The organism is Crassaminicella thermophila (assembly GCF_008152325.1).
GTDB classification, from domain to species: domain Bacteria; phylum Bacillota; class Clostridia; order Peptostreptococcales; family Thermotaleaceae; genus Crassaminicella_A; species Crassaminicella_A thermophila.
Genome location: NZ_CP042243.1, coordinates 1,725,527 through 1,750,164, shown reverse-complemented (window position 1 = coordinate 1,750,164; position 24,638 = coordinate 1,725,527). Strand labels below are relative to the sequence as shown.

Genomic DNA, 24,638 nt, shown 5'->3' with positions numbered 1-24,638 from the left:
TTAGTATGTTAGTAGGGTTTTTTAGGAAGGGGATATAGAATGGGTGCTATTCTTAAGATCAAAAATTTATCTGTGGATTTTGATAATAAGAAAATTATTAAAAATATAAATATGAAAATTGAAGAAAAAAAGATTACAGCAATTATAGGTCCTTCTGGATGTGGAAAGTCTACTTTTATTAAAAGCCTAAATAGAATGATAGAAGAGGAAAAAAATTCAACAATTCATGGTGCAATACTATTAAATGGGAAAAATATAAGGGACATGGATAAGGAACAAGTACGTGAAAAAATAGGAATGGTATTCCAAAGTCCTACTCCTTTTCCATTGTCAATATATGAAAATATGACTTATGCTCCTGTTTATTATGGAATAAAGGATAAAAAACAATTAAAACTTATTGTAGAAGAAAAATTAAAGATTGCTGGTCTTTATGAAGAGGTAAAACATGATTTAAAGATGAAAGCAACAAAACTTTCGGGAGGACAGCAACAACGTCTTTGTATTGCTAGAGCATTGACTGTTGAACCAGAAATATTATTATTAGATGAACCTTGTTCAGCTTTGGATATAAAAAATACTGCAAATATTGAAGAAATGCTGATGAAGCTTTCTGATATATATACTATTATCATTGTTACCCATAATCTTTCTCAGGCAAAGAGAATTGCTGATTATACAGCTTTTATGTTAAATGGAGAAATCGTAGAATATGGAAAGACGGAAGAATTGTTTGAGAGTCCTAAAGACATAAGAACTAAGCAGTATATAGATGGAAGTTTTGGATAGAAACAAACAGCGTTATTTTGGTATGATAGGTAAAGAAAAAGTAAAAATGCAATCACTAAATTACCCCTATGAAACATATTAATATAAGAAGGGGGTGTTTTTTTGCGTTATAGGAGATATCACCATAGAAAAATGAAAAGTAGCTTAAAAGCATTTATTAGTATATTAATCACTTTTTTAGTACTTATTTATGGATTCTTACTAGTTGATCAGAAAATAAAGCCTGCATTTATAGCGATAGCTGAGGTTAAAGCAAGAGAAATTGCTACTCGAGCTATTAACGAATCTGTAAATGCAACAGTTTCACAAGATATAAAATATCAAGATTTAATTTTTATAAGAACAGATAATGAAGGCAGTGTTACGATGATGCAAGCAAATACAATGATGATGAACAAATTAGCATCAGAGGTTGCATTATCTGTTCAAGATAACATTAAACAAATAAAGGCTTCATCTGTAAGGGTTCCATTAGGAACTGTATTTAAGAGTCAACTTTTAGCAAAATATGGTCCTAAAATTCAAATTAATGTTACCCCTATTGGAATGGTGAGTGTGAATTTTAAAACAGAATTTGAGGAATCAGGGATAAATCAAACAAGACATAAAATATATCTAGTTGTTAAAACACAAGTAAGAATTATAGTTCCTTTTTCTTCTAAGGCGACAATGGTTGAAACAGCTGTACCTATTGCAGAAACAATTATCGTTGGTAAAGTGCCACAAAACTATATTTTTGTGCCTAAGGATGAGGTTTTGAATGTTGTTCCTAATGATATATCACAATAAATTAAAATGCCACCTATTATAGAATGATACTATAATAGGTGGTTATTTTACCGACAAAATAAAATTCCAAATATTTCGAATTAAAAGAAAAGTGTTTACATTACAGTTTGTGTATGCTAAAATATCATTAATATAAAATTCGACAAAAATCATCTCTATAAAAAGTTCTTGCTCTTAAAAATCAGATAATTATATATTTTTTCAATATAAAATATATAATTGCATATTGAAAAATTTCGTCGTGTATACTATAATAAAAAAACAAGTCGAAATATGTCGATGATATAATATTTTTTTTATGTTTAATTTTTTAAATTTTCCATATGATAAAGATAATGGGGGGTGGAAATAAAATAAAATAAGCAATTTTAAAATTACTTAAAGGAGGAAGAGTATGGCGAATATTAATCAAAATCAAGACAGAGAACAGTGGGGGTCTAAAATAGGTTTTATATTAGCAGCAGCAGGTTCAGCGGTAGGACTAGGAAACTTATGGAAGTTCCCTTATATGGCCGGTAAAAACGGTGGAGGCGCTTTTGTATTGGTATATTTTATAATTTTATTCCTTGTTGGTTTTACATTAATGTTAGCTGAAATTGTTTTAGGTAGACATACTCAATTAAATGCAATAGGTGCTTATAGAAAAATACGTAAAAATTGGGCATGGGTTGGTGGACTTGGAGTTTTAGCTGGATTTTTGATTCTTTCATTCTATAGTGTTGTTGGTGGATGGGTAATCAACTATATTGTTAAGTCACTAACAGGTGCTTTAAATGTATCAGATGCTGAGGTTTTAGGTGGTATGTTTGGAGAATTAATATCTGGGACAACTGTTCCAATATTTTATCATGGACTATTTATGTTAGCTACATTATTAATTGTATTTGGTGGAATTGGTGGAGGAATTGAAAAATCAAGTAAGATTATGATGCCAGCACTTTTTATTATGATTATTATACTTGCTATTCGTTCAATGACACTACCAGGTGCTGTTGAAGGAATTAAGTATCTTTTAGTTCCTGATTTTTCAAAAATAACGATAGGTGTTATACTTGATGCGTTAGGACAAGTATTCTTCTCACTAAGTTTAGGTATGGGATGTATGATTACTTATGGTAGTTATTTAAGTAAAGATACTAATATACCACAAAGTGCTACAATTATTCCGCTTATTGATACTGGAGTTGCTTTGCTTGCAGGACTTGCAGTATTACCAGCAGTTTTTGCTTTTGGTTTTGAGCCATCAGCAGGACCTGGACTTATATTTATTACATTTCCTGCAGTATTTGCACAGATGCCTTTAGGTTCACTTTTTGCTGTAATGTTCTTTGTATTAGTTTTATTTGCAGCTTTATCTTCTTCTATTTCACTACTTGAAGTATGTGTTGCATATGTAGTAGATGAATGGAAAATGAATCGTAAGGTTACTACAATTGTGCTAGGAGTAGTAATATTCTTAATTGGTATTCCATGTTCATTATCATTAGGTCCTTGGTCAGATATAACTTTACTTCCTGGAAAAGGATTCTTTGATACTTTTGATTTTGTATCAAGTAATATCTTACTTCCATTAGGAGGATTACTATTATGTATTTTTGTAGGATGGATTTGGGGTACAGATAATGCGATTAAGGAAGCTACAAATGATGGGAATTTAGAGTTCAAGTTATCTGGAGCTTGGGCATTTCTTGTGAAGTATGTTGGTCCAGTAGCTATTCTTTTAGTGTTTATACGTTCATTATTGTAAGAAAAAGATCGGTTTAAAACCGATCTTTTTTATTGTAAAAAAGTATAAATTTAATAGTGAATTTTATTTATTTTAGCGTATAATAAACATGATAGTATTCGTTAAGGTTGGTGATAATATGCAATTTAATGAAAATAATGAAATTATTGAATTTGTAGAACAAAGAGCTATATTGGTTGGATTAAGTACAGGTAGTAAAAATGAGATTACTACAATTGAAAATTCTTTAAAAGAGCTAGAGGAGTTAGCAAAAGCTGCAGGAGCAAAAGTTATAAACACAATTATACAGAACAAGCAAAAAATTGATTCAGCCTTTTATATAGGGAAAGGTAAGGTTGAAGAAATTAAAATTCTTTGTGATGAATTAGATGCTAATTTGGTGATATTTAATGATGAGCTTTCTGGAGCTCAAATTAGAAATTTAGAAGAATCAATAGAAAGAACTATCATTGATAGAACTACATTGATTCTAGATATTTTTGCACAAAGAGCACAATCAAAGGAAGGGAAATTGCAGGTTGAATTAGCTCAGCTTCAGTATAGATTACCAAGACTGGTTGGACTAGGGAAATCTTTATCTAGAACAGGTGCAGGAATCGGAACTAGAGGACCAGGAGAAAAAAAATTAGAGCTTGATCGAAGACATATTTTAAATAGAATTACGGATATAAAGTGTCAATTAAAGGAAATCAAAAAAAATCGAGAGATTCAGAGAAAACAGAGAAAGAAAAATGAAATTCCAGTTGTAGCGTTAGTAGGTTATACGAATGCTGGTAAATCTACATTAATGAATAAACTTATATCAAAGACAGGATCTTTACAAGAAGATAAAGAAGTATATGTAGAAGATATGTTGTTTGCTACATTAGATACTGCCCATAGAAAAATTGCACTCCCAAGTAAAGAAGAATTTATTTTAATTGATACAGTAGGATTTGTTAGTAAGCTACCACATGCATTGGTGGAGGCTTTTAAAGCTACTCTTGAGGAAGTTGAGTATGCTGATTTGCTTCTTCATGTTGTAGATGCTACAAATCAAGATTATGAGATGCAGATGAAAGTTACAAATAAAGTATTAGGGGAATTAAATGTAAAAGATAAAAGGATGATTCTAGTATTTAATAAAATAGATAAGATCGAGAATATACACATTCCTTCTGGAGAAGATATTATTCATATTTCAGCATTAGAAGAAATTGGTATAGATAGGTTGTTATGTAAAATAAAAGAAAAAATATTTGCTGATATGAAAAAGGCAATACTTCTTTTACCCTATGATCGAGGGGATATTGTATCATACTTATGCGATAAGACAAAAATGGATAAGTGTGTTTATAAAGAAAATGGTGTTTTGATTGAAACATATCTAGCTTTAGCAGATTATAATAAATATAAAAATTATATGATTTTAAATGAAATGGAGTAAGAACATGCAACAAAAGAGATTAAGTTTATCATGGGATGACATAAATATAAAAAAAGATTATATGATAACTTATCTTTTGTATAAAGAAGGAAAAGGGATTGACCTTATTGCTAGTATTAGAAATATGACTGTTGAGAAAGTAAAGAAGCAATTAATCTTAGCAAAGTCAGAGATTTTTTCTGTCAGTACAGAAGAAAAATCGATTTTAGACAAAATGTTAGAAGCTACAAAATCTAAAAGATATGAAATGCTCTCTAGTATAAAAATGAAAGATAAAAAAATCTTGGTAAGAGAGATATATAAACGCTACAATTATATTAATAATCCTGATGATAAAATGATTGTTATTTGGATTATAGGTGAGTTAGGGATACAAAAACTTATTCCTATTATTTATCAAGATATTCAACATCCCCATGGAAATGTTAGGAGAATGGTGTGTTCAGCAATAAATAAAATAGGTGATGCAGATAGCATAGAATATCTACATAGGGCTTTATTAGATTCAAAACCACAGGTAAGACAATATGCTGCAAAAGCGTTGGGGAAATTAGGAAACAAAAAATCGATTAAAAAGATTAAAAGTCTTATTTGTAATCCAAAAGAAAAAGAATATGTGAAAAGGGCATTTCAAGAAGCTATTTGTAATATTGAGAGGAGACTTGAAAATTCTTAATTAAGAATTTTCTTTGTCTCCTCAACTAATTTTACAATATTTTTATATGCTAATATAGTACCATGTGCAACAATAGGTCTTCCAAATTGAATCCATTTTAATCTTCTAGATGATAACCCTCCAATTCTCATAAGAAAATTTACACAGTGAAGCGTATTGACTATTAGAAGATCTTCTTCTCTTTGTTCTAATACCTGCCACATATCTTTTATAGATGGGATAATAATATGAGGTACAAACTGTCTACCAAGTGTATATATCTTATTACCAAATTCATCTGTACCTCTATAAATAATTTTTCCCATATCTGTTTTTTCTAAAGAGTCAAAAAAAGGTATATTTAATAAATCATATTTACTTGGAGTATGGTTCATTGGTAACATGTTTAGATGAATTGCAGCAGCCGTACAAGATGAATGACAGCCTCCTACACAATGATATATTATATGCAGAAAAATCACCTCCAAAGCTGTTTTAATTAGTATGTGTGAAAAATATTTCAATTATTATATAAAGTAGTATTCTTCTTATGAGTAAAAAGAAATAATAACTATTTATAAAAAACTAAAAATAAAAATTTTAAAAATTCGAAATATTATTGAAAAATAAAGATGTTTGGTATATTATAATAATATACAATACGAAGGGAGGAATGCCCCATGCTTTTTAGAAATTGTGCTGGTGGCGTTGTATTTTTCGATGAGAAGGTGCTACTTTTGAAAAATGAAAAAGATGAATGGGTATTACCAAAGGGTGTAATTCGTAATGGGAATCTCTCAAGAGATGTTGCTTTAAACCGTGTAAAAGAAGAAGCGGGTATTGAAGCTGAAATTGTCTCTTCTGTTGGAGAAACTTGTTACGAATTTTTTTCTATATCAAGACAAAAGCCAGTTTGTAATGAAATAATATGGTATTTAATGAGAGCATTAGATGAGAAATGTAAATTGAATGATGAGCTAGAATATAAAGATATAGGTTTTTATCATATCAGTGAAGCTTTAGATATGATTACACATAATCAAGATCGATCTTTGGTCAATCTTGCATATAGAAAATATAAAGAAGTAGCTTCCCAGGAAATAATGGTATAATAATAGAAGAGTAGTTTTAACTACTCTTCTATTGCTTGAGGGAGGTAAGGGTATGAAAAGATATAGAACAATTCTAGAATATGCTGAAGTAGAACATGTTATTGAGAAATCAAGGTTTATTGGATATGTAAAGCCTGTAGAAAATGAGGAAGAGGCGACTAAATTTATTGAAGAAATAAAATTGATTCATAAAACAGCAACACATAATGTTCCAGTTTATATAATTGGAAAAAATAATGAAATACAAAGATATAGTGATGATGGAGAACCAGCTGGAACAGCTGGAGTACCTATACTAGATATGTTAAAAAAAGAAGCAATTAAAAATGTTGCTATTGTTGTTACAAGATATTTTGGTGGAATAAAATTAGGTACAGGAGGACTTGTTCGTGCTTATACTCAAACAGCAAAACTTGCATTAAAGGAAGGAAAAATTATTGAGAAAGTATTGCATGATTTAATAAAAATAAGAATAGATTATTCTATACTTGGAAAAGTTCAAAATGAAATATTAAGTGCAGGCTATTTATTAAAGGATACAGTGTTTGATGATGCTGTAAATATGTATATTTATTCTCCAGTAGATCGTAGTGATAATTTTATTAAATTAATTAATAACTTAACAAGTGCAAAGGCTGAAATATCTGTTGAAGATACATTATATCTTAATGAATTAGATGGTGTTATCATGAAAGAATCATTGTAATAAAAGTCGTACTATTTGGTACGTCTTTTATCTTTATAGAAAAATTCATAAAGTCCCATAAAAAAGAGGAAGATACCAAAAAACTTTCTAAGTATATCAGATGAGATATTTACAGCAAGGAATGAACCTAAAATAGAACCTAAAAGGCCTAAACCTATTAAAGGTAGAGAAATAGATGTTTTAACATTTTTATTTTTTAGATGAGTAATGAGTGCAATAAAAGCAACTGGTACAAAAGATAATAAGTTTACACCTTGAGCTTGTTGCTGTGTAAGGGATGTAAATAGGATAAGTGCAGGGATTAGAATGGTTCCTCCGCCAATCCCCATTCCCCCAATTATTCCTGATAACAAACCAATAAGTACTAAATTCATTAGAACACCATCCTTATAGCAGCAATGATCATAAAAATAGCGAAAATTTTTCTAAGTAAATTTCCTGGTATTTTTGATAAAAGGTTTGCTCCAATATATCCTCCTAGTATGCCACCAATCATAATTTTAAATGTTATATTCCAAACAATAACACCATGCTTTATATATATAAAGGCACTAACAAGGGCAAGTGGTAGTATTACAGATATAGCAGTAGCATGTGCTTTGTGTTCTTCTATATCTAGCAAAAAAAACATTCCTGGGACTAAAATAGTTCCTCCACCAGATCCTAATAAACCATTAATCAAGCCTGCAATAAAACCTAATAATATAAATTTTAAAGTAAACATTTTTTTTTTCATTATTTCACCTGAATAATAATTATTTGTAATAGGAATAAATAAATTGTTACCTTTAATATATAGTGTGATCCATAGAAAATAATTTATAAGTCTATTGACGGATTTTATAATATATTATAAAATAAATACATAAATTCCGATAGAAAAAGTATGAATTGGAGGGGTACTATGAAAATAGCGAATAGTATTGTAGAATTAATAGGAAATACACCTATGGTAAAGTTAAATAAATTAGTTGGAAAAGAAGATGCAGAAGTATACCTTAAATTAGAATTTTTTAATCCTGGAAGCAGTGTAAAAGATCGAATTGCTTTAAACATGATTGAAACAGCTGAGAAGGAAGGAAAATTAAAAAAAGGCTCTGTCATTGTAGAACCAACAAGTGGAAATACTGGAATAGGTCTTGCAATGATTGGAGCTGCTAAAGGGTATAAAGTTATTTTGGTTATGCCGGATACTATGAGTATTGAAAGAAGAAAATTATTAAAAGCTTTTGGGGCAGAGATAGTACTTACTGATGGTGCTATAGGCATGAAAGGAGCTATTGAAAAGGCTAATGAAATTGTAAGAAATAATCCGTCTTATTTTATGCCACAACAATTTGAAAACCGAGCAAATCCAGAAGCACATAAAAATACGACGGCACTAGAGATACTTGAGCAAATGGATAATCAATTTGATATGTTAATAGCTGGAGTAGGTACAGGGGGAACGATTACAGGAATTGGTGAAATGATAAAAAAACAAATTAAGGATGTAAAAGTTGTAGCGATTGAACCAAAAAATTCTGCTGTGCTTTCTGGAGAAAAATCTGGACCACACAAAATTCAAGGAATTGGAGCAGGCTTTATTCCGAATATTCTCAATACAAAAATTATTGATGAAATCATAAAAATAGAAGACGAGGATGCAATGGAAACAGCAAGAAAAATTGCAGTTGAAGAAGGTATATTGGTAGGAATATCTTCAGGAGCTGCTATTTATGGAGCAATAAAAAAGGCAAAAGAGCTTGGTAAAGGGAAGAAAATCGTTGTGATTGTGCCAAGTTATGGGGAAAGATATTTAAGTACACCATTGTTTGATTTTGAATAGTATTTATTTTAAGGCATAGTGTAAAAACTATGCCTTTATATATAAAAACTTTTTGTGGTATAATAATATCCAACAATAAAAGAAAGGAAAGAGTTATATGAACAGAAGTATAAAAGAAAAAATTGATTTAACTGTAAATTGGTTAAGAGAAAAGGTAGAAGAATCTAATACAAAAGGATTAGTAGTAGGAATATCTGGAGGAATAGATTCTGCACTTGTTTCTTATTTAATAAAGAAAGCATTTCCAGATAATTCTATAGGAGTTATTCTTCCTTGTAAAAGTAATCCAAAGGATAGAGAAGATGCTCTTAAGGTTGCAAAAGGTTGTGGAATAAAACATATTGAAATTGAATTGAGTGAAGTGCATGATAGATTATATAGTGATGTTTTAAATGCGATGAAAGATAAAGATATGATAAATGAGAGTAACAATTTAAGATTAAGTGATGCAAATTTAAGAGCAAGATTACGAATGAGTACAATTTATTGTGTTGCAAATTCCCTTAATTATCTTGTTGTAGGAACAGATAATGCAGCTGAAGTATATACAGGATATTTTACAAAGTATGGAGATGGCGGGGTAGACATTTTACCTATTGCAAATTTAAGAAAGAGAGAAGTATATGAATGGGCAAGGTATCTTGGTGTTCCTCAAAGTGTTATAGATAGACCTCCATCAGCAGGGCTTTGGGAAGGGCAGACAGATGAGAAGGAAATGGGTACAACTTATGATATGGTGGATGATTTACTTGAAGGAAAAGATATTCCGCAAAGAGATAAAGAAATTATTGAAAGGTTACATAAGCGTTCAGAGCATAAGAGAAGAATGCCTGAAGCCCCTTCAGTTTTTTAAGAAAAGATATCTAATGAATAATATTATTTTTTCGGTAAATAATATTATTGTACAGGACGATAGGGAAAGCGAAGTAAAAGGATTTAGTCCGATTTTTTAAACGACAAGAATCTTAAAGACCTTTCTCTGTCGTTCCTGTTTTTTTATGTAAAAAAGCATCATAATTGCATATGATGCTTTTTTACTGCATAGATTTAGATAAGTCATCCATCATGAGTATGATGTTTTTCATAACAATACTAGCATTAATTCTAATGAGGTTAAGGTCTTTTTTGTCAATAGACTTTTGTAAGTTGATTACGGATGCATCAAATTTATCTGCTGTAGGTTTTGCTTTTTTTTCTATGAGGTCGGACTTAATGCTTTGACCTTGTTCTTTGATTTTATTTAAACTTTTTTGTGCAGAATCATAATCATTCATAGCAGCATTTAGCACTACATTTCTTGTAAGATATTTTAATGTATATACTGTTGGAGGAATTTCTTTTTTAAAATAAGGCATAAACTTTGGAAAATATGATGTAAGATTATTGGCAGTATTGATAGTGCTAAAATAATTTTTATCAATTCCATATTTTGTCAATGCATCTAATGTTTCTTCAAAACCTGAAATAATATCTGGTGGAACGTTCTCTTCTGTTAACTGAGGTTCTAAAACGTTCCATTTATTATGAATGCCTATGATAGTTGTGTTTATATTTTTCCATGTTTCTGTAATATCCTTTGGAGGTTTTGTTTGATCTTTATCAGAAGCAGTTTTTTCTTGTTTGAGTAAATCTGTAAGTATACTTTCTTCAATGGTCATAGGTTTAGGTTTTTCTTTCTCTTGCTCACCAGATGCTTGATCTTTCTTGTCTTCATCTTTATTTTTTTTAGCCATTTCCATTTGCATTTTTTCCATTTTTTCTTTTTCTTCTATTTTCTTTTTCTCCACAATTACTCTTTGGAAATATGGTACCATGTCTGCTTGATTCATAATTTTTAATGTATCTTTTTCTATTTCTTCGATTACTTTAGGTAAAGGTTTTGGTTCATCTTCTGATTTTGTTTTAGGTTTCTGGCTTTTTTTTGTACATGATGCAGTGGAAAAAACGATACAAAGAATTATCAAAAACAGGATATGTTTTTTAATGGTTTTCATATTATCACCTCTAAAATAGTATTTCCATAGTATATTTAAACCATACTGTATTGCAATAGAAAGAACCAAAAAATGAAAAATAAAAAGAACGTTCATTACAAAAAAATTTTGAAATAAAAAATAAACGATGGAGCTTAGTCCATCGTTTGTTTTAGTGGAATATATTCATGAAAGCAGTAATTATACCGGCATTGAAGAAGTCTATAAACAAGCTTCCTACTAATGGGATGATGAAGAATGCAGCTGGTGCTGGACCAAAATTACTTGAAATAGCTTCCATATTTGCAATTGCATTTGGTGTAGCACCCATACCAAAACCACAGTGTCCACCAGCTAAAACTGCTGCTTGATAGTCTCTTCCCATTACATTAAATGTTACGAAATATGCAAATGCTGCCATAAGCACTGTTTGTGCAATTAACATAACAATCATTGGAACTGCTAAATCTGCAAGTTGCCATAGTTTTAATCCCATTAATGCCATTGACAAGAAAAGAGATAATGAAATATTTCCTAACAAATCAATTTCAACACTTGGTGTTTTATATGCATTTGTAATATCAGATATATTTCTCATAATAGCTGCTGCAAACATAGCTCCTATGTAAGGAGGGAATGTCATACCTGTTTTTTGAAGTAAGGTAGAAATAATTGTACCTAATCCCATAGCAATAATAATTTGGAATGCAGCTAATGAGAAGTTACCTGGAATTAACTCTTTTGTTGCTTCTGTTGTTACTGCAGCTTCTTGTGTTGCTTCTGATTTTTTCATATTTTTATCTAAAAGATTGTGTTTTTCAATTAATCTTTTTGCGATTGGACCACCTAACATACTACCTGTAATTAAACCAAATGTTGCAGAAGCCATCGCTACAGTTGTAGCACCAACTGCACCTGCTTTCTCAAATAAAGGTGCAAATGCTCCGCTTGTTCCATGACCACCAGTCATAGGAACAGAACCTGTTGAAAGACCTAAAAGAGAATTTAAGTGGAAAACCTTTGCAAGGCTGACACCAACAATATTTTGAAGAGATACAAGAACTACTGCGATAATTAAAAATAAGAAAACTTGAACGCCACCTTTTTTTAATAATTTAAGGCTGGCAGTAAAACCAACTGTCGTAAAAAATGCAGTCATTAAAACTTTTTGAAGGGTTGTATCCATTTGAAATTCTATTATCCCAGTCTGTTTTAATATTAAAGCTAGTATTGCGAAAATTAATCCACCTATAACAGGTGCTGGAATACAGAACCTTTCTAAAAAGCTAGCTTTTTTTCTTATAAATTGTCCTAGTAATAAAACGACAACTGCAAGTGCTACTGATTGAATCATGTCTAGTTGTAATACCATAATAATACCTCCTATAAAATATTTTCATGAAAGCGTTTACAAATATATTATAATAGGTATGCTACAAAAATCGACGAATTACAACTAGATGTTACAATTAAAATTTTTACAATTCATTCTCTTTATAAATGATGCAAAATACACTTCATTATTCTAAAAATTCAGTTTAGAAATAATTCCCTCGATAAATTTTTTTATATTGATTTTGCCCCTATCTTCTCTAGGATTATTAATATGTTTTATTTCTTGTTTTACTTGCTTTAAGTCAAATAATCTTGTACTGTATTCAATAAATTTACTATTATAATCATCATCATTACCCAATGCAGCAATATTTTCTAATGCTTTAAGAATGGTTCTTCTGATTCTTTGTTCAATTGTCCTTGCATTTATGTGAGTATTTTTTGTGCAATTTTCTTCATAAGCAATTTGTCGATAAATATCTTGTAATTGGTATGATGAGGAGAAATTATTTTTCTTAAAAGATATGACTTTTTCAATAACATTCACTAAATCTTTACTGCCAGATTCTCCTAAAATACCAATATCTGTAAGAATGTTAATGATTTGATCATATATACTTGGTGAAGATGTAACATTTTGTGATTTTTCAATATTAAATACAGCATTTTTAATAAGATTAACTGATTTTTCAAGATCTATATTGTGACATACTCCTTTAATAACATTTAATGCTTCAATCATATTAATAGGTTTATCAATAAAAAAAACAATTCCGTTTTCATAAGCTTTAGCAATCATATGTTCATCTTCTACTTGAGAAATCATGATGAATTTTCCTTTATAACCAAGGGATCTTGTAGACGTAATAATTTCAATGCCATCTTTTATAGGCAGTAAAAAGTCAATAAGAACGATATCCGGATTGTAGAAAATAATTTCTTCTGTAGCGTGTTCTCCGCTATCTAATTCTTCTAAAACTTTACCGAGGTTATTCTTTATAATTAAATGTTTTAACATTTTTCTAATGTTAATATCGTCATCAATAATTAAAAAAGTATTTGCCATAAATTATCACCTTACCAATGAATTTTTAGGTACAATTACTTTAAAAATGGTACCTTCATTTAACTTTGACTTTACTTCAATATTACCTTGTAATTCTGTAACAATGTTTTTTACATGGGAAAGCCCTATACCAGTAGAAGGCTTACCTGATTTTTCATCATATTTTGTTGTAAATCCAGGATTAAATATATATGGTAAAATATCTTTATCTATTCCTTCGCCATTGTCTTTTACATAAAAGATAACATTATTCATATCACTTTCTTGTGTAACTTTAATACGTCCCATAGCTTTACAAGCATCAATAGCATTTATTATTAGATTATTTAAAATTGTGAACAAATGATAATATTTTTGAAGTTGAAAATCATTTTTAAAATCAAAGTCTATAGATATATCTTTACCATTTTCTTTAAGATATCGACAGGTATTACCACGAATAATTACAAGCATATCAGATAACATCATTGTACCATTTTTTTCAAATGTTTTTAAGAAGCTTTCAAAGCCACTTAAAACTCTGTAATAGTCTTTTTTAATTTCGTGTATTTCCCGAGCAATATCTAATATTTTTTCTTTTAATACTTTATCACACTTATATTCTTCATATAATTGGTAACTTTTACCCATTACTTGTTCAATATCATGGGTCGATTTTTTTAAATAAAACATTTCTGCTTGGATGTCAGCAATTAATATATTTAACTGACTATATCGCTTTTGATGTTCACGTGTTAATAAAAATAATTCTTGTTTTTTATAGACTAGATAAATGAAGTAAGCAATGATACTTCTTGCGATGCCAACGAGGATCATTAACTGAATAATTTGTAAGGAGACTAATTGATTTCTTGAAAAAATTTCAAATATGTTGCTTATTGTATCCGTAAATGCTAAAAGAACGATTGGAGTAATAAATTGGTTTTTGTGTTTTCGAATATGTGTAAGTTGAGTAATTGCGCCATAAATGATGTAGTAAAAGATGGATGGAAAATGTAGTGCAATAATTTCTCCAAAAGGCATAGAAGAAAAGAAAATACGAAAGAGACTTCTTACTAGAAATACTGCTATGCCAGAAAAAAAAGATATAGAGAAGGGAGAAATATCTTCATCAATAAGCATAATTAAGTTTAATGCAATAATTCCTGCTGAGAATCTAAGAGATGAATGAAAGGGATAAAAATATATTTCACCAAATAAAGCTACTGTGGCAATGAATATTATATTTTTTTTAATTTTATTCATAATAGCCTCCTAACTAGATTTACTAAAATTATTTTATAGCAAAATAAAGCATTTCACAATTATTTTTATAATTTTATTGAATGAGTATAAAAAAAAATCATATAATATGATAATCATATTTTTTAAGATACAAGCACAAAAAATATTTTTCAAAATAAAATGATAGTAAATCTTAAATGAGAATCATTAGAAAGGAGTTATATTTATGAGTAAAAAAGGAGAAATCAAAAAAGTTTTTCCAGGAGGAAATACAGCAAAGGGATTTTATTCTTATTATGATAACATTATTGGTACAGATGCAAAAAGATTATTTGTTATTAAAGGGGGTCCTGGAGTAGGAAAATCATCATTCATGAAAAAAATAGGTTATCAAATGGTGGAGAAGGGATATGATGTAGAGTTCCATCAATGTTCATCAGATAATGATTCGTTAGATGGGGTAGTAATACCTGCTCTTAAGATTGCTATTATTGATGGTACAGCACCACATGTAGTTGATCCTAAACATCCAGGAGCTATAGATGAAATTCTTAATTTTGGAGAGTTTTGGAATGAAAATGGGATAAGAGCGAATAGAAGTGAAGTTGTAGAAATTACTCAAAAAATTGGAAAATTATTCAAAAGGGCATATAAATTCTTTGCTGCAGCAAAATCCATAAGGGATGATATGGAAGTAATTTATGAAGAAGCACTAGATAAAGGAAAATTTAATCAAAGTGTGAGGGAACTAAAAAAAGAAATATTAGGTAAAGTGACTTACTCAAAACAAGAAGGAAAAGTTAGACATTTATTTGGAAGTGCATTAACGCCTAAAGGATTAGTAGATTATTATGCAACGATTGTTGGAAAGATTAAGACAATATACTATATGGAAGGTTCTTATGTAAAAGGAATTTCAAATTATATAGAACAAATTGTAGACGAAGCTATAAAAAAAGGATTAAATGTAGAGGTATATCATGAAGCATTAGATGAAAAAAATATAGAAACTATAATTATACCAAAATTAAATATAGCTATTACAACGAGTGGTAAGTATGCAAATACTAATTATAAAAAGATAAAATTTGATGATTTTATGGATAAAGAAATTTTAGCTGCTAATGAAGAAATTTTAAAGGAAGATAATGCTTTTGTAGAAAAATTAATAAACTCTGGTATTGCAAATATAGCAAAAGCAAAGAAAGAGCATGATGATCTTGAAAAATCTTATATTCCAAACATGAATTTTAAAGCAATAGATAATTTTAGAGGAGAAATTTTGCAGAGAATATTAAAGTATGCTAATGAGATAGAAAATTAATGGAATTTTGAGATATAAAAATGAGAATTCTTTTAAATTAAAAGAATTCTCATTTTTATTTATGTTAATTTTTAGTAATAACTAGGTTTTAAAGGTATTAAGTTTAATGGCATGAAAAAACTGATTTTAGGTATAATTTGATGAAATGTAAATATGTAGAAAATTGAAATTTCTTGTAATTTAACAAAAATTATAGTAAACTTTTATTAATATATTAATTTTTAAAAATATTTAACTTGACAATTATGAAGTTTGTAATTTATTTGCATTTATCTACAATAAATAATAAGGAGGAAAAAGAAAATGTCAAAGTTATTAAAGCAATGGAATCAATTGAGTTTGGTCAAACGAATCATTATAGGTTTGATCGTAGGTATTATTTTAGCTAATATAGTTCCAGAGGGAGCAAAATCAATTTCTATTTTTGGTTCATTGTTTGTAGGTGCTTTAAAAGCAGTTGCACCTATATTGGTATTCTTCTTAGTAATGTCTGCTATTGCTCAACATAAGAGTGGACAAAAAACTAATATGAAATCAATTATAGTTCTTTACCTTTTAGGAACATTTTCAGCAGGACTTATTGCAGTTATAGCAAGTTTTATGTTCCCAGTAAAATTAACACTTGTAGCAGGGGCTGAGAACTTTTCGCCTCCAGGAGGAGTTGTTGAGGTGTTAAGGTCATTATTGATGAATATAGTTGATAATCCAGTAAAAGCTCTTTATAATGCTAACTACATTGGTATTTTAACTTGGGCATTGCTTCTTGGCCTTGCATTAAAAAAGGCACCTGAAACTACGAAAACGATGATTAGCAATTTTTCAGATGCGTTATCTCAAATTGTAAAATGGGTAATTAACTTTGCACCACTAGGTATTATGGGTCTAGTATTTAATACAGTTGCTGCACATGGTATGGAGTCTTTATTAGACTACGGACATTTACTTGCTGTATTAGTAGGAGCTATGTTCTTTATGGCATTAGTTGTAAATCCAATAATTACTTATGTCATGATTCGTCAAAATCCATATCCACTTGTATTAAAGTGCTTGAAGGATAGTGGTATTACAGCATTCTTTACACGTAGTTCAGCTGCAAATATTCCAGTGAATATGACCTTGTGTGAAAAACTAGGTTTAGATAAGGATACTTACTCAGTATCAATTCCACTAGGTGCTACTGTAAATATGGCTGGTGCAGCTATTACAATTTCTGTATTGACACTTGCAGCAGTTAACACATTAAATATTGAAGTTGATATTGCTACAGCATTAATCCTTAGCGTATTATCAGCAGTAAGTGCTTGTGGAGCTTCTGGAGTAGCTGGAGGATCGTTACTATTAATACCTCTTGCATGTAGTTTATTTGGTATTCCAAATGATGTAGCAATGCAAGTAGTTGGTGTGGGTTTTGTTGTAGGGGTTATTCAAGATTCTTGTGAAACTGCACTTAACTCATCAACAGATGTACTTTTCACTGCTGTTTCTGAATTCGCAGAGTGGAGAAAAAAAGGAAAGAAAATTATTATTCCAAAAGAGAATAAAAAGGTTGCTTAGATACTAATGAAGCCCTCTATAATAGTTATGAAATTATTATAGAGGGCTTATTCATGATAATTTAAACATATTCTAGTAATTTTTCTTCATTTATTAAAATTAACTTTTTATTTCCAACAAGCTTTATAATCTGTTCTTCTTCAAATTTCTTTAGTTTTCTACTGATTGTTTCTCTTGCAACACCAGTATAATTAGACATGTCTTGTCTTGTAAGAGGAAGAGAAATTACAATTCCTTCAGAGGTTTCTTTTCCGTGTTTTTCTTTTAATTCCAATATTAAACTTGCAATTCTTACATCCACATCATTTGTAGCAAGATTTTGCGCTAAGGTTTCAAGTTTCGTTAGGCGTTCACCGATTTCCTCTAAGATTTTTAAAGCAATTTCTGGTTTTTCCATAACAATTTCTTTCATAGCTTCCTTTGTTAGGGTACAAAGCTTTACAGGTTCTAATGCTTTAGCATTAAAACTATATTCCCCTTCTTTAAACAAGTTTAATTCACCAAAAAAATCTCCAGATGAAAGGATGTGTAGTATTTGTTCTTTTCCATCTTTTGTATATTTAAATAATTTGACTTTACCTTCATTTATTACAAATAGTTTATTAGCTTTTTCTCCTTCATAAAAGAGTGTATCACCTTTGTTGTAAGTTTGATGACCAGTTTTAAAAACGATTTTCATCAAATCATTTTTAGAAAGGTTTGAAAATATATTTACAGTACCTGCACACAATTTATTTTTACAATTTTTACATATATCTTTAAACATGGTTACCCCCTTATGTATATTTTCTATTATTCTATTATTATACTTAATTTTTGTTATAAATAAAATGTTATTAAACCATAGTCTTTTTTGTTGTTCTAAAATATTATAAAAAAACTTTTTTTACGACATAATATTACAAAATTTTTAACCACTTTTATTTAAAATAGATTATAGAAAAATAGATACTGTAAAGGTTTGTATTTTAAGATTTGGAGGAAATGAAAAATGGATAACTCTATAAAACCTAAAATATTAATTGCAGATGATAGTATGCTAAATCTTCGGATTATTGAAGATGTAATAAAAAATAATGGATATGAACCAGTCTTAGTGACAAGTGGAAATGAGGTTATTGAATATGTGAAAAAAGAAAGGCCAGATCTTATATTACTAGATATTGTGATGCCAGGAATGGATGGATATGAGACATGTCAAATATTAAAGAATGACAGCAAAATAAAAGATATTCCTATAATTTTTCTGACAAGTCAGTCAAGAATTGAAGATATTGCAAAGGGATTTGAAGTAGGTGCAGTAGATTATATCAATAAACCTTTCCATGAAGTAGAATTAATTTCGAGAGTGAAAACGCATCTACAGTTAAAGAATTTACATGATGAGCTAAAAAAAAGTAATGAACAACTAAAAAAAACAAATGAAGAACTTCTTAAAGCTAATGAAACAATTCAGTACAATAAATTACAGACGGAGTTTTTTGCAAATATATCTCATGAATTTAAAACTCCGTTGAATTTAATTTTTAGTACTATACAGTTATTTGAGCTATGTAAACAAAATTATATGGATAAACATATAAAGATTATGAAACAAAATTGCTATCGGCTATTGAGACTGGTAAATAATTTGATTGATATAACGAAAATTGATTCTGGTTATTTTGAAATTGATTTGCAAAACCATAATATTGTACATATTGTAGAAACGATTTCATTATCCATTTTAGAGTATATAAAGCGTAATGAGCTCAATCTTATCTTTGATACAGAAGTAGAAGAAAAAATTATAGCTTGTGATGCAGATAAAATCGAAAGGATAATACTTAATCTTCTTTCAAATTCTATAAAATTTACAAAACCTGGTGGAAGTATAGTAGTAAAAATATATGATAAAAAAGAAAAAGTTGTAATTTCTATTAAGGATAATGGGAAAGGTATTCCTAAAGATAAAATAGATACAATTTTTGAAAGATTTATGCAAATAGACAAATCTCTATCTAGAAAAAAAGAAGGAAGTGGTATAGGTCTATCTCTTGTTAAAGCTCTTGTTGAAATGCATGGGGGAAAGATTAGTGTTAAAAGTGAGTATGGTAAAGGAAGTGAATTTATTATAGAAATTCCTGCAAAAGTATTGCCAGAATCAGATATAAAAATAGATAATAATTATAGTAAGGAAGATCATATAGAAAGTATAAATATTGAGTTTTCAGATATATATTCAGTAAGTTAGATATATTATATTTGTTGTTTTATTTAATATAAAATGTATAATAAATATATGTTTTAAATTCACAAAAAATGGAGGAGAGATTTATGAAGAGAAAGTGGAAGATTGTGCTTTTAGTAGTTAGTTTTGTTGTATTATTAACGAATATAGCTATGGCACAAACAGAAGAAGAGTTTATCAAACAATTAACTCGTGAAGGAATGACAGCAGCAGAAATGCTGGATATGGCAAATGAAAAGATGAATGAATTTGATACATATAAGTTTGATGGTGTTATGGACATCAAAACAAAAGTAGTAGGGGTAATTGAGGATAAACAAGTTGAACAAACTATTAATATGATAATCAATCAAGAGGGAATGTTTAAGAAACCACAAAAGGTATATGTAAAATCAAAAACTAAAAGTATAGGGTTAGAAGAAAATCAAATTTCTACTGAAAAGACTTCTGAAGTATTCATGGAAGATGGTATCATGTACATGAAGAATGACTCAGCTGAAAAATGGGTAAAAATAGATACTAATCCAATGATGAAAGAAATCCAAAAATTATTAGGTAATAATGATATGGCAAGTGTAGGTATATCTCAAAAGCAAATGGAACTGTATGGAATGTTTGCTTACTTTGATAAAGATGCAATAATTGATGGAAAAGAGTACTATGTAATTAATATTGATTTAGCTAATAAGACATTTAAAAAGTTATGTAAAGATATTGTAAATAAAACATTTGAATACTATGGCAAATTAGGAAAAGCTAAAGGTGATTCTGAGCTAAATTCTGAAGAAGACCAAGCAAAAATAAAAGCTCTTATTCAAGAAATGCTTGAAAAAATGGATATTAAAGTAAGTTATAAGTTATATGTTAACAAAGAAACTAAGATTTTTGATAAAATGGAAATTATTCAAAACATTTCTATGAATATGAATGGAATGAATACAAATACATATACAGAAGGCAAGTATAGATATTATGATTTTAATAAAGAAGTTGTTTTCCCTAAAATAAATATTGAAGATGTACAGGAGATAAATAATGTAGGAAAAAGCAAAAAAATGTCGAAAAACAGATAAAAATTTTAAAATATTATTGTAGTATATGTTTATTTTTTATATAATAAATAATTGTGAGTAAGGTTATTTTCCAAGCATATATAGGGTAGAAAAAAGAAAAGTGTTTTCTAAACACTTTTCTTTTTTTGGTAATATTAAAAAATATTATATATACTGGTTTATAATAATATTTTTAGCTTCTTTCAATGCATCTTCAAGTTTTGATAAATTATCTCCACCCCCTTGGGCATTATGATTATTACCACCTCCTTTACCATTAAAGATTATACACACTTTTTTAAATATTTCATTCATATTGATTTCAATTTGTTTTGAAGAGCTTAAAATCATTTGAGCTTTTTTATTTCTTGCACCGAATAAAACAATGGCATTTGGTTTAGAAATTATTTTTGTAGCTAATGTTCTAAGTTCGTTAAAATCCCTATTATCATAAATTTTATAAATAATTTTTATTTCTTTATGTATATCAGCTTCTTGGTATAATGCAAATGCTTCATAATTTAGAAGTTGTTCTTTTAGTTTTTTTATTTCTTTTTGTTGTGAATGATAGTTGGAATAAATTTTTTCAATACCATTTAATACGTCTAGATCTTTTATAGATAAAAGATTAGCTATTTTATAAATATAATCATTTTTCCAAGTAAAATCTTTAAGGGCACGATTACCACATACAAATTCAATACGAATATTGTTGCGAATTTTTTCCCATTTTCTAATTTTGATTAAACCAACTTCTCCAGTGTAAGATGGATGTGTTCCACCACAAGGAGAAAAATCAAATTGATCTATTTCAATGATTCGAATATTTTTATCTACTTTAGGAGGTTTTCTTAAAGGAAGCTCTGAAAGCTTTGAAGGGTTTGGATATAATTGATTAACACGAAGATTGTTAAATACAACTTGATTAGCAAGATATTCGACCTTCTGGGCTTGATCATTTGATAGATCACTTAAGGTAACATCTATTGTTACGAAAGCTGTTCCTAAATGAAAACCTACTGTTTCTGCATCGAATAATTCTTCAAAACAAGCAGACAAAATATGTTGGCCTAGATGCTGTTGCATATGATCAAAACGTTTTTCCCAGTCGATTGTACATTTTACATTATTTAACTTTGTAGGTTTTTTGTCTACTATATGATAGATTTTATTATCTTTTTCATATACATAGCATACTTTAAGTGAGTCAATAGTTCCTGTATCGCAAGGCTGTCCTCCTCCTTCTGGATAAAAGGCAGTTTGATCTAGTACAATATGAAATTCTCCTTCTATTTCTTCTTTTGAAATAATGTTTGCAGTAAACTCTTTAAGATAAACATTTTTAAAAAATAATTTTTTTGTCAATAAAATCAATCCTTTCAAATTTTTCCTTATAACAATTATTTTCTACATATAAGAATAAACTCCTGCAAAAAGAAAGAAGATGGAGTCATCTTCTTATATTAAAGATATTATTTTGTAAAAACAAATTGTTTGTTTATATAATATATTTTTTTATCTTTTGTTATGATTTTATAGTTGTTTGAGTGAAAGCCTAAAAAAGCTTCTAGCCAATGCTTTGTATCATCAATAATTGCAATTGGAGTGGTAGAGTTTTTGATTATTCCTTCATTCATTATAAATCTTTCGTATTTAGGACTCCAATAATAATTCTCATGTGCAATAATCTCTTTTTCAAGTTTGAAATCTTCGTCAATAGGAAAAATTTTTTTGAATGCTTTAAACTTTTGTCTATTTATGAAAACATCAATATTTACAGTATTATTTTTTTTAAACTTTATGTCGTTGTTTTCAATAATTTTTATCCATTCATTATTAGGAGCTTTAGGGTTTAACCAAGAAGCATTATAGATTTCATCCTTATATTTAGTTTTTTTCCAGACGCTTTTAAAATCTTCATCAAGATATAGAAAAATTTCTATAAATTCTTCTAAAAAAAACGCTCCTAATTTTTCATCTAATAATTGATCAGTTATTATAAAATTATAGTCTAATCCGGGTGCTTGTAAAAATCTTATATTTTGTATAGGCAGGAGGTTTTCAATCTTACTTGTGAATACATATTCACCATTAATAGGTGTATATATTGCTACTACAGCTAAGTCCTTTGATAGATTAAGTGCAACTATTAATTCATCATTATTAGAAGGTAATACATTGGATTTAAATAGTAACAAATTAATGTAGTCGATATATTCAATCCATTGTTCATAATTTAAATTTTTTAAAGTAGTAAGTATAATTGATTTAGAAGCTTCTTTACGAAGGTTTTGATCATCACTCAAATAATTTTTTAATAGTTCGTTTGAAATTTTAAGTTCAGATACTATGTAAGATTTAAAAGTTGTTATGTAGTGATTATTATTTAAAAAAGTATTTAATGTAAAAGACATAAGCAAAAAGAGTATAATAAGCAGGATAGTCAATAGATTTTTTAGCATTTATATCACCTCATTTAAATATATGATATTGTTACAGAAGTCTGAACCAATTATTTGAATATGAATGATCAAAAAACGAAAAAAGAGACGTCTATTTTCATAGATGTCTCTTTGTAAACTATTCAAAATATATACTTGTCCACCTATATTGATGAGCAAGATCAATAGGTTGTACTTCTTCTTTACATAAATCATAGTATGTTATTGTACAGATACGAATAATCATATCTGTAATGTTATACCAATCGTTTTCAGATATAGCTTTTAAATGATGTCCACGAATAAGTTTTATATTATGACATATTGAAAAAGGACTATTTACATTTAAATATTTAGGTATATAGAAATCTTTGAAAAGATTTTTCTTTTTTTTATTGAGTGATGTTATTTTTTGGTAATGAGTATGCAAAAAATTGTCTTGAATATTACGAATAATAGTATCCATATACTTGTAGGCTAATTTTTTAATGCCATCATTTAATTCATAAAAGCATATAGGATCATTTATAGTTTTATTTTTAAAATTTTTTTTAGGTCTATGTTTACTATAGTCAGATAGTACGATGATTTTTGTCAAATGGATCCTCCTTACTTAATAAAATATTTTATTTTTATTATACACTATTCTATTCATATAGAAAATTATAATCCAATTGTAAAAACACAAATATAGACAGGCAGAATAATATATATTAAGAGGAATATTAAGGAGGAAGCATTTATGGACAAAGTGAAACAGATTTATGATGGAATTTTAGAATTTATTCAAGTTTTTTTGATAAAATATGAATATGAAAATAGGGGTATATTAAAAAAAATGAAAATAGATAATCGTTTAAATATGGACATAGATGATGAAAAATGGTGTAAACTATTTTTATATAAATCTTGCTTAAATCATTGTGCAAAACTTATCTTGTTAAGATATATTGAAGATAGTGGATTATGCTATATGAAAATGAATAAAAATGGAATTGAAAAATGGAAAAAATTAGTAAAAAATATCTCTGAAAAATTTAATATATTATATGATATTGCAATCAAGGATTTACAAAAGGATACGGATAATAAGATAAGGAAAATATTTAAACAAAGTGATTATGATATATTTGAAATTGATGATGAATTAGCAGCTATTATATGTCATAATCTTTCAGGGCTAGATTTTGCAACTTTAAGTAAAGAGGATGTAGTTTCTATCTTTAAATTAATTTATTCGTTAGAACAAAGAGAAGACATGCGATTGGATAAATTTTATAAAGTTGCGCCTGCTCTTTCATATATTTTAAATTTAGAAGAGCTAGAGCAGTTATTATAAAACCGGGCGAAGCCTGGTTTTATGATTTAAAAAAATTTTTGCAGTAGA

25 protein-coding genes are annotated in these 24,638 nt (G+C 28.5%); 14 read left to right on the top strand and 11 right to left on the bottom strand.

The features are described 5' to 3' along the window. The first annotated feature begins 39 nt into the window (after positions 1-39). From pstB to FQB35_RS08470, 5 genes are all read left to right on the top strand, one after another. Positions 40-789, top strand: a complete 750-nt coding sequence (gene pstB / locus FQB35_RS08490; RefSeq protein WP_148809565.1) for a phosphate ABC transporter ATP-binding protein PstB — start codon at positions 40-42, stop codon at positions 787-789. 102 nt (positions 790-891) lie between these two features. Further along, complete coding sequence (gene yunB, locus FQB35_RS08485; protein WP_231701764.1) at positions 892-1,578, top strand: sporulation protein YunB; 687 nt, start codon at positions 892-894, stop codon at positions 1,576-1,578. 394 nt (positions 1,579-1,972) lie between these two features. After that, positions 1,973-3,325, top strand: coding sequence for a sodium-dependent transporter (locus tag FQB35_RS08480; RefSeq protein WP_148809564.1), 1,353 nt, complete (start codon positions 1,973-1,975; stop codon positions 3,323-3,325). A gap of 118 nt (positions 3,326-3,443) precedes the next feature. Next, positions 3,444-4,751, top strand: coding sequence for a GTPase HflX (gene hflX / locus FQB35_RS08475; RefSeq protein WP_148810804.1), 1,308 nt, complete (start codon positions 3,444-3,446; stop codon positions 4,749-4,751). A 4-nt stretch (positions 4,752-4,755) separates the two neighbouring features. Beyond that, positions 4,756-5,427 carry a HEAT repeat domain-containing protein gene (locus FQB35_RS08470; protein ID WP_207707279.1) on the top strand — a complete coding sequence of 224 codons (672 nt, stop codon included), beginning with the start codon at positions 4,756-4,758 and terminating at the stop codon, positions 5,425-5,427. Here the strand turns inward: FQB35_RS08470 and FQB35_RS08465 are convergent. Next, entirely contained in the window at positions 5,424-5,888 is a 465-nt protein-coding gene (locus tag FQB35_RS08465) for a DUF3189 family protein (protein ID WP_269902679.1), read from the bottom strand. The two genes, FQB35_RS08470 and FQB35_RS08465, sit on opposite strands and share 4 nt — an antisense overlap. 198 nt (positions 5,889-6,086) lie before the next feature. Here FQB35_RS08465 and FQB35_RS08460 point away from each other — a divergent pair, with 198 nt between their 5' ends. Continuing rightward, complete coding sequence (locus FQB35_RS08460; protein ID WP_148809562.1) at positions 6,087-6,518, top strand: NUDIX hydrolase; 432 nt, start codon at positions 6,087-6,089, stop codon at positions 6,516-6,518. Positions 6,519-6,570: 52 nt separating this feature from the next. Beyond that, on the top strand, positions 6,571-7,224 hold the full coding sequence (locus FQB35_RS08455) for a YigZ family protein (RefSeq protein ID WP_148809561.1): 654 nt from the start codon (positions 6,571-6,573) through the stop codon (positions 7,222-7,224). Positions 7,225-7,235: 11 nt separating this feature from the next. Here FQB35_RS08455 and FQB35_RS08450 read toward each other — a convergent pair whose 3' ends face one another. Continuing rightward, entirely contained in the window at positions 7,236-7,598 is a 363-nt protein-coding gene (locus tag FQB35_RS08450) for a TSUP family transporter (RefSeq protein WP_148809560.1), read from the bottom strand. Continuing rightward, positions 7,598-7,960, bottom strand: a complete 363-nt coding sequence (locus tag FQB35_RS08445) for a sulfite exporter TauE/SafE family protein (protein ID WP_148809559.1) — start codon at positions 7,958-7,960, stop codon at positions 7,598-7,600. The genes FQB35_RS08450 and FQB35_RS08445 overlap by 1 nt, the downstream gene beginning before the upstream one ends. Positions 7,961-8,128: 168 nt before the next feature. Between FQB35_RS08445 and cysK the strand changes: the two genes are divergently transcribed. After that, a complete protein-coding gene (cysK, locus tag FQB35_RS08440) occupies positions 8,129-9,052 on the top strand; it encodes a cysteine synthase A (protein WP_148809558.1) in 924 nt (307 codons plus the stop codon). A 97-nt stretch (positions 9,053-9,149) separates the two neighbouring features. Then, complete coding sequence (gene nadE / locus FQB35_RS08435) at positions 9,150-9,905, top strand: NAD(+) synthase (RefSeq protein WP_148809557.1); 756 nt, start codon at positions 9,150-9,152, stop codon at positions 9,903-9,905. A gap of 181 nt (positions 9,906-10,086) precedes the next feature. Here the strand turns inward: nadE and FQB35_RS08430 are convergent, their stop codons facing one another. From FQB35_RS08430 to FQB35_RS08415, 4 genes are all read right to left on the bottom strand, one after another. Beyond that, on the bottom strand, positions 10,087-11,046 hold the full coding sequence (locus FQB35_RS08430) for a hypothetical protein (RefSeq protein WP_148809556.1): 960 nt from the start codon (positions 11,044-11,046) through the stop codon (positions 10,087-10,089). Positions 11,047-11,197: 151 nt separating this feature from the next. Further along, the gene (gene gltS / locus FQB35_RS08425) at positions 11,198-12,397 is read right to left on the bottom strand and encodes a sodium/glutamate symporter (protein WP_148809555.1); all 1,200 of its coding nucleotides are present in this window, start codon (positions 12,395-12,397) and stop codon (positions 11,198-11,200) included. Between the two features lie 153 nt (positions 12,398-12,550). After that, positions 12,551-13,426 (bottom strand): response regulator, encoded by an 876-nt coding sequence (locus FQB35_RS08420; protein ID WP_148809554.1) that lies wholly within the window; start codon positions 13,424-13,426, stop codon positions 12,551-12,553. A 6-nt stretch (positions 13,427-13,432) separates the two neighbouring features. Next, complete coding sequence (locus FQB35_RS08415; protein WP_148809553.1) at positions 13,433-14,671, bottom strand: ATP-binding protein; 1,239 nt, start codon at positions 14,669-14,671, stop codon at positions 13,433-13,435. A gap of 205 nt (positions 14,672-14,876) precedes the next feature. On the opposite strand from FQB35_RS08415, the gene FQB35_RS08410 reads away from it, so the two are divergent. Together FQB35_RS08410 and sstT are read left to right on the top strand one after the other, a co-directional pair. Then, on the top strand, positions 14,877-15,974 hold the full coding sequence (locus FQB35_RS08410; protein ID WP_148809552.1) for a PRK06851 family protein: 1,098 nt from the start codon (positions 14,877-14,879) through the stop codon (positions 15,972-15,974). Between the two features lie 303 nt (positions 15,975-16,277). Further along, positions 16,278-17,528 (top strand): serine/threonine transporter SstT, encoded by a 1,251-nt coding sequence (gene sstT, locus FQB35_RS08405; protein WP_148809551.1) that lies wholly within the window; start codon positions 16,278-16,280, stop codon positions 17,526-17,528. 61 nt (positions 17,529-17,589) lie between these two features. Here sstT and FQB35_RS08400 read toward each other — a convergent pair whose 3' ends face one another. Further along, on the bottom strand, positions 17,590-18,294 hold the full coding sequence (locus tag FQB35_RS08400) for a Crp/Fnr family transcriptional regulator (RefSeq protein WP_148809550.1): 705 nt from the start codon (positions 18,292-18,294) through the stop codon (positions 17,590-17,592). 225 nt (positions 18,295-18,519) lie between these two features. On the opposite strand from FQB35_RS08400, the gene FQB35_RS08395 reads away from it, so the two are divergent. Together FQB35_RS08395 and FQB35_RS08390 are read left to right on the top strand one after the other, a co-directional pair. Next, the gene (locus FQB35_RS08395; protein ID WP_148809549.1) at positions 18,520-19,761 is read left to right on the top strand and encodes a hybrid sensor histidine kinase/response regulator; all 1,242 of its coding nucleotides are present in this window, start codon (positions 18,520-18,522) and stop codon (positions 19,759-19,761) included. A gap of 83 nt (positions 19,762-19,844) precedes the next feature. Further along, positions 19,845-20,831: a DUF6612 family protein gene (locus tag FQB35_RS08390; protein ID WP_148809548.1), complete on the top strand. Its 987-nt coding sequence runs from the start codon at positions 19,845-19,847 to the stop codon at positions 20,829-20,831. Between the two features lie 144 nt (positions 20,832-20,975). Here the strand turns inward: FQB35_RS08390 and FQB35_RS08385 are convergent, their stop codons facing one another. The 3 genes from FQB35_RS08385 to FQB35_RS08375 form a co-directional block, all read right to left on the bottom strand. Continuing rightward, a complete protein-coding gene (locus tag FQB35_RS08385) occupies positions 20,976-22,175 on the bottom strand; it encodes an alanyl-tRNA editing protein (protein ID WP_148809547.1) in 1,200 nt (399 codons plus the stop codon). Positions 22,176-22,282: 107 nt separating this feature from the next. Continuing rightward, complete coding sequence (locus FQB35_RS08380; protein WP_168198291.1) at positions 22,283-23,272, bottom strand: hypothetical protein; 990 nt, start codon at positions 23,270-23,272, stop codon at positions 22,283-22,285. A 118-nt stretch (positions 23,273-23,390) separates the two neighbouring features. Then, positions 23,391-23,849, bottom strand: a complete 459-nt coding sequence (locus FQB35_RS08375; RefSeq protein WP_148809545.1) for a hypothetical protein — start codon at positions 23,847-23,849, stop codon at positions 23,391-23,393. A gap of 144 nt (positions 23,850-23,993) precedes the next feature. On the opposite strand from FQB35_RS08375, the gene FQB35_RS08370 reads away from it, so the two are divergent. Further along, entirely contained in the window at positions 23,994-24,590 is a 597-nt protein-coding gene (locus FQB35_RS08370; RefSeq protein ID WP_148809544.1) for a hypothetical protein, read from the top strand. The last annotated feature ends 48 nt before the right edge of the window (positions 24,591-24,638 follow it).

Coding starts and splice junctions, on each gene's coding strand:
- FQB35_RS08430 (WP_148809556.1), bottom strand. CDS start 11,046: ATGAAAACCATTAAAAAACATATCCTGTTTTTGATAATTCTTTGTATC.
- FQB35_RS08390 (WP_148809548.1), top strand. CDS start 19,845: ATGAAGAGAAAGTGGAAGATTGTGCTTTTAGTAGTTAGTTTTGTTGTA.
- nadE (WP_148809557.1), top strand. CDS start 9,150: ATGAACAGAAGTATAAAAGAAAAAATTGATTTAACTGTAAATTGGTTA.
- FQB35_RS08395 (WP_148809549.1), top strand. CDS start 18,520: ATGGATAACTCTATAAAACCTAAAATATTAATTGCAGATGATAGTATG.
- FQB35_RS08400 (WP_148809550.1), bottom strand. CDS start 18,294: ATGTTTAAAGATATATGTAAAAATTGTAAAAATAAATTGTGTGCAGGT.
- FQB35_RS08470 (WP_207707279.1), top strand. CDS start 4,756: ATGCAACAAAAGAGATTAAGTTTATCATGGGATGACATAAATATAAAA.
- FQB35_RS08460 (WP_148809562.1), top strand. CDS start 6,087: ATGCTTTTTAGAAATTGTGCTGGTGGCGTTGTATTTTTCGATGAGAAG.
- FQB35_RS08455 (WP_148809561.1), top strand. CDS start 6,571: ATGAAAAGATATAGAACAATTCTAGAATATGCTGAAGTAGAACATGTT.
- FQB35_RS08480 (WP_148809564.1), top strand. CDS start 1,973: ATGGCGAATATTAATCAAAATCAAGACAGAGAACAGTGGGGGTCTAAA.
- FQB35_RS08445 (WP_148809559.1), bottom strand. CDS start 7,960: ATGAAAAAAAAAATGTTTACTTTAAAATTTATATTATTAGGTTTTATT.
- sstT (WP_148809551.1), top strand. CDS start 16,278: ATGTCAAAGTTATTAAAGCAATGGAATCAATTGAGTTTGGTCAAACGA.
- FQB35_RS08420 (WP_148809554.1), bottom strand. CDS start 13,426: ATGGCAAATACTTTTTTAATTATTGATGACGATATTAACATTAGAAAA.
- FQB35_RS08380 (WP_168198291.1), bottom strand. CDS start 23,272: ATGCTAAAAAATCTATTGACTATCCTGCTTATTATACTCTTTTTGCTT.
- cysK (WP_148809558.1), top strand. CDS start 8,129: ATGAAAATAGCGAATAGTATTGTAGAATTAATAGGAAATACACCTATG.
- FQB35_RS08370 (WP_148809544.1), top strand. CDS start 23,994: ATGGACAAAGTGAAACAGATTTATGATGGAATTTTAGAATTTATTCAA.
- pstB (WP_148809565.1), top strand. CDS start 40: ATGGGTGCTATTCTTAAGATCAAAAATTTATCTGTGGATTTTGATAAT.
- FQB35_RS08450 (WP_148809560.1), bottom strand. CDS start 7,598: ATGAATTTAGTACTTATTGGTTTGTTATCAGGAATAATTGGGGGAATG.
- FQB35_RS08415 (WP_148809553.1), bottom strand. CDS start 14,671: ATGAATAAAATTAAAAAAAATATAATATTCATTGCCACAGTAGCTTTA.
- gltS (WP_148809555.1), bottom strand. CDS start 12,397: ATGGTATTACAACTAGACATGATTCAATCAGTAGCACTTGCAGTTGTC.
- hflX (WP_148810804.1), top strand. CDS start 3,444: ATGCAATTTAATGAAAATAATGAAATTATTGAATTTGTAGAACAAAGA.
- FQB35_RS08410 (WP_148809552.1), top strand. CDS start 14,877: ATGAGTAAAAAAGGAGAAATCAAAAAAGTTTTTCCAGGAGGAAATACA.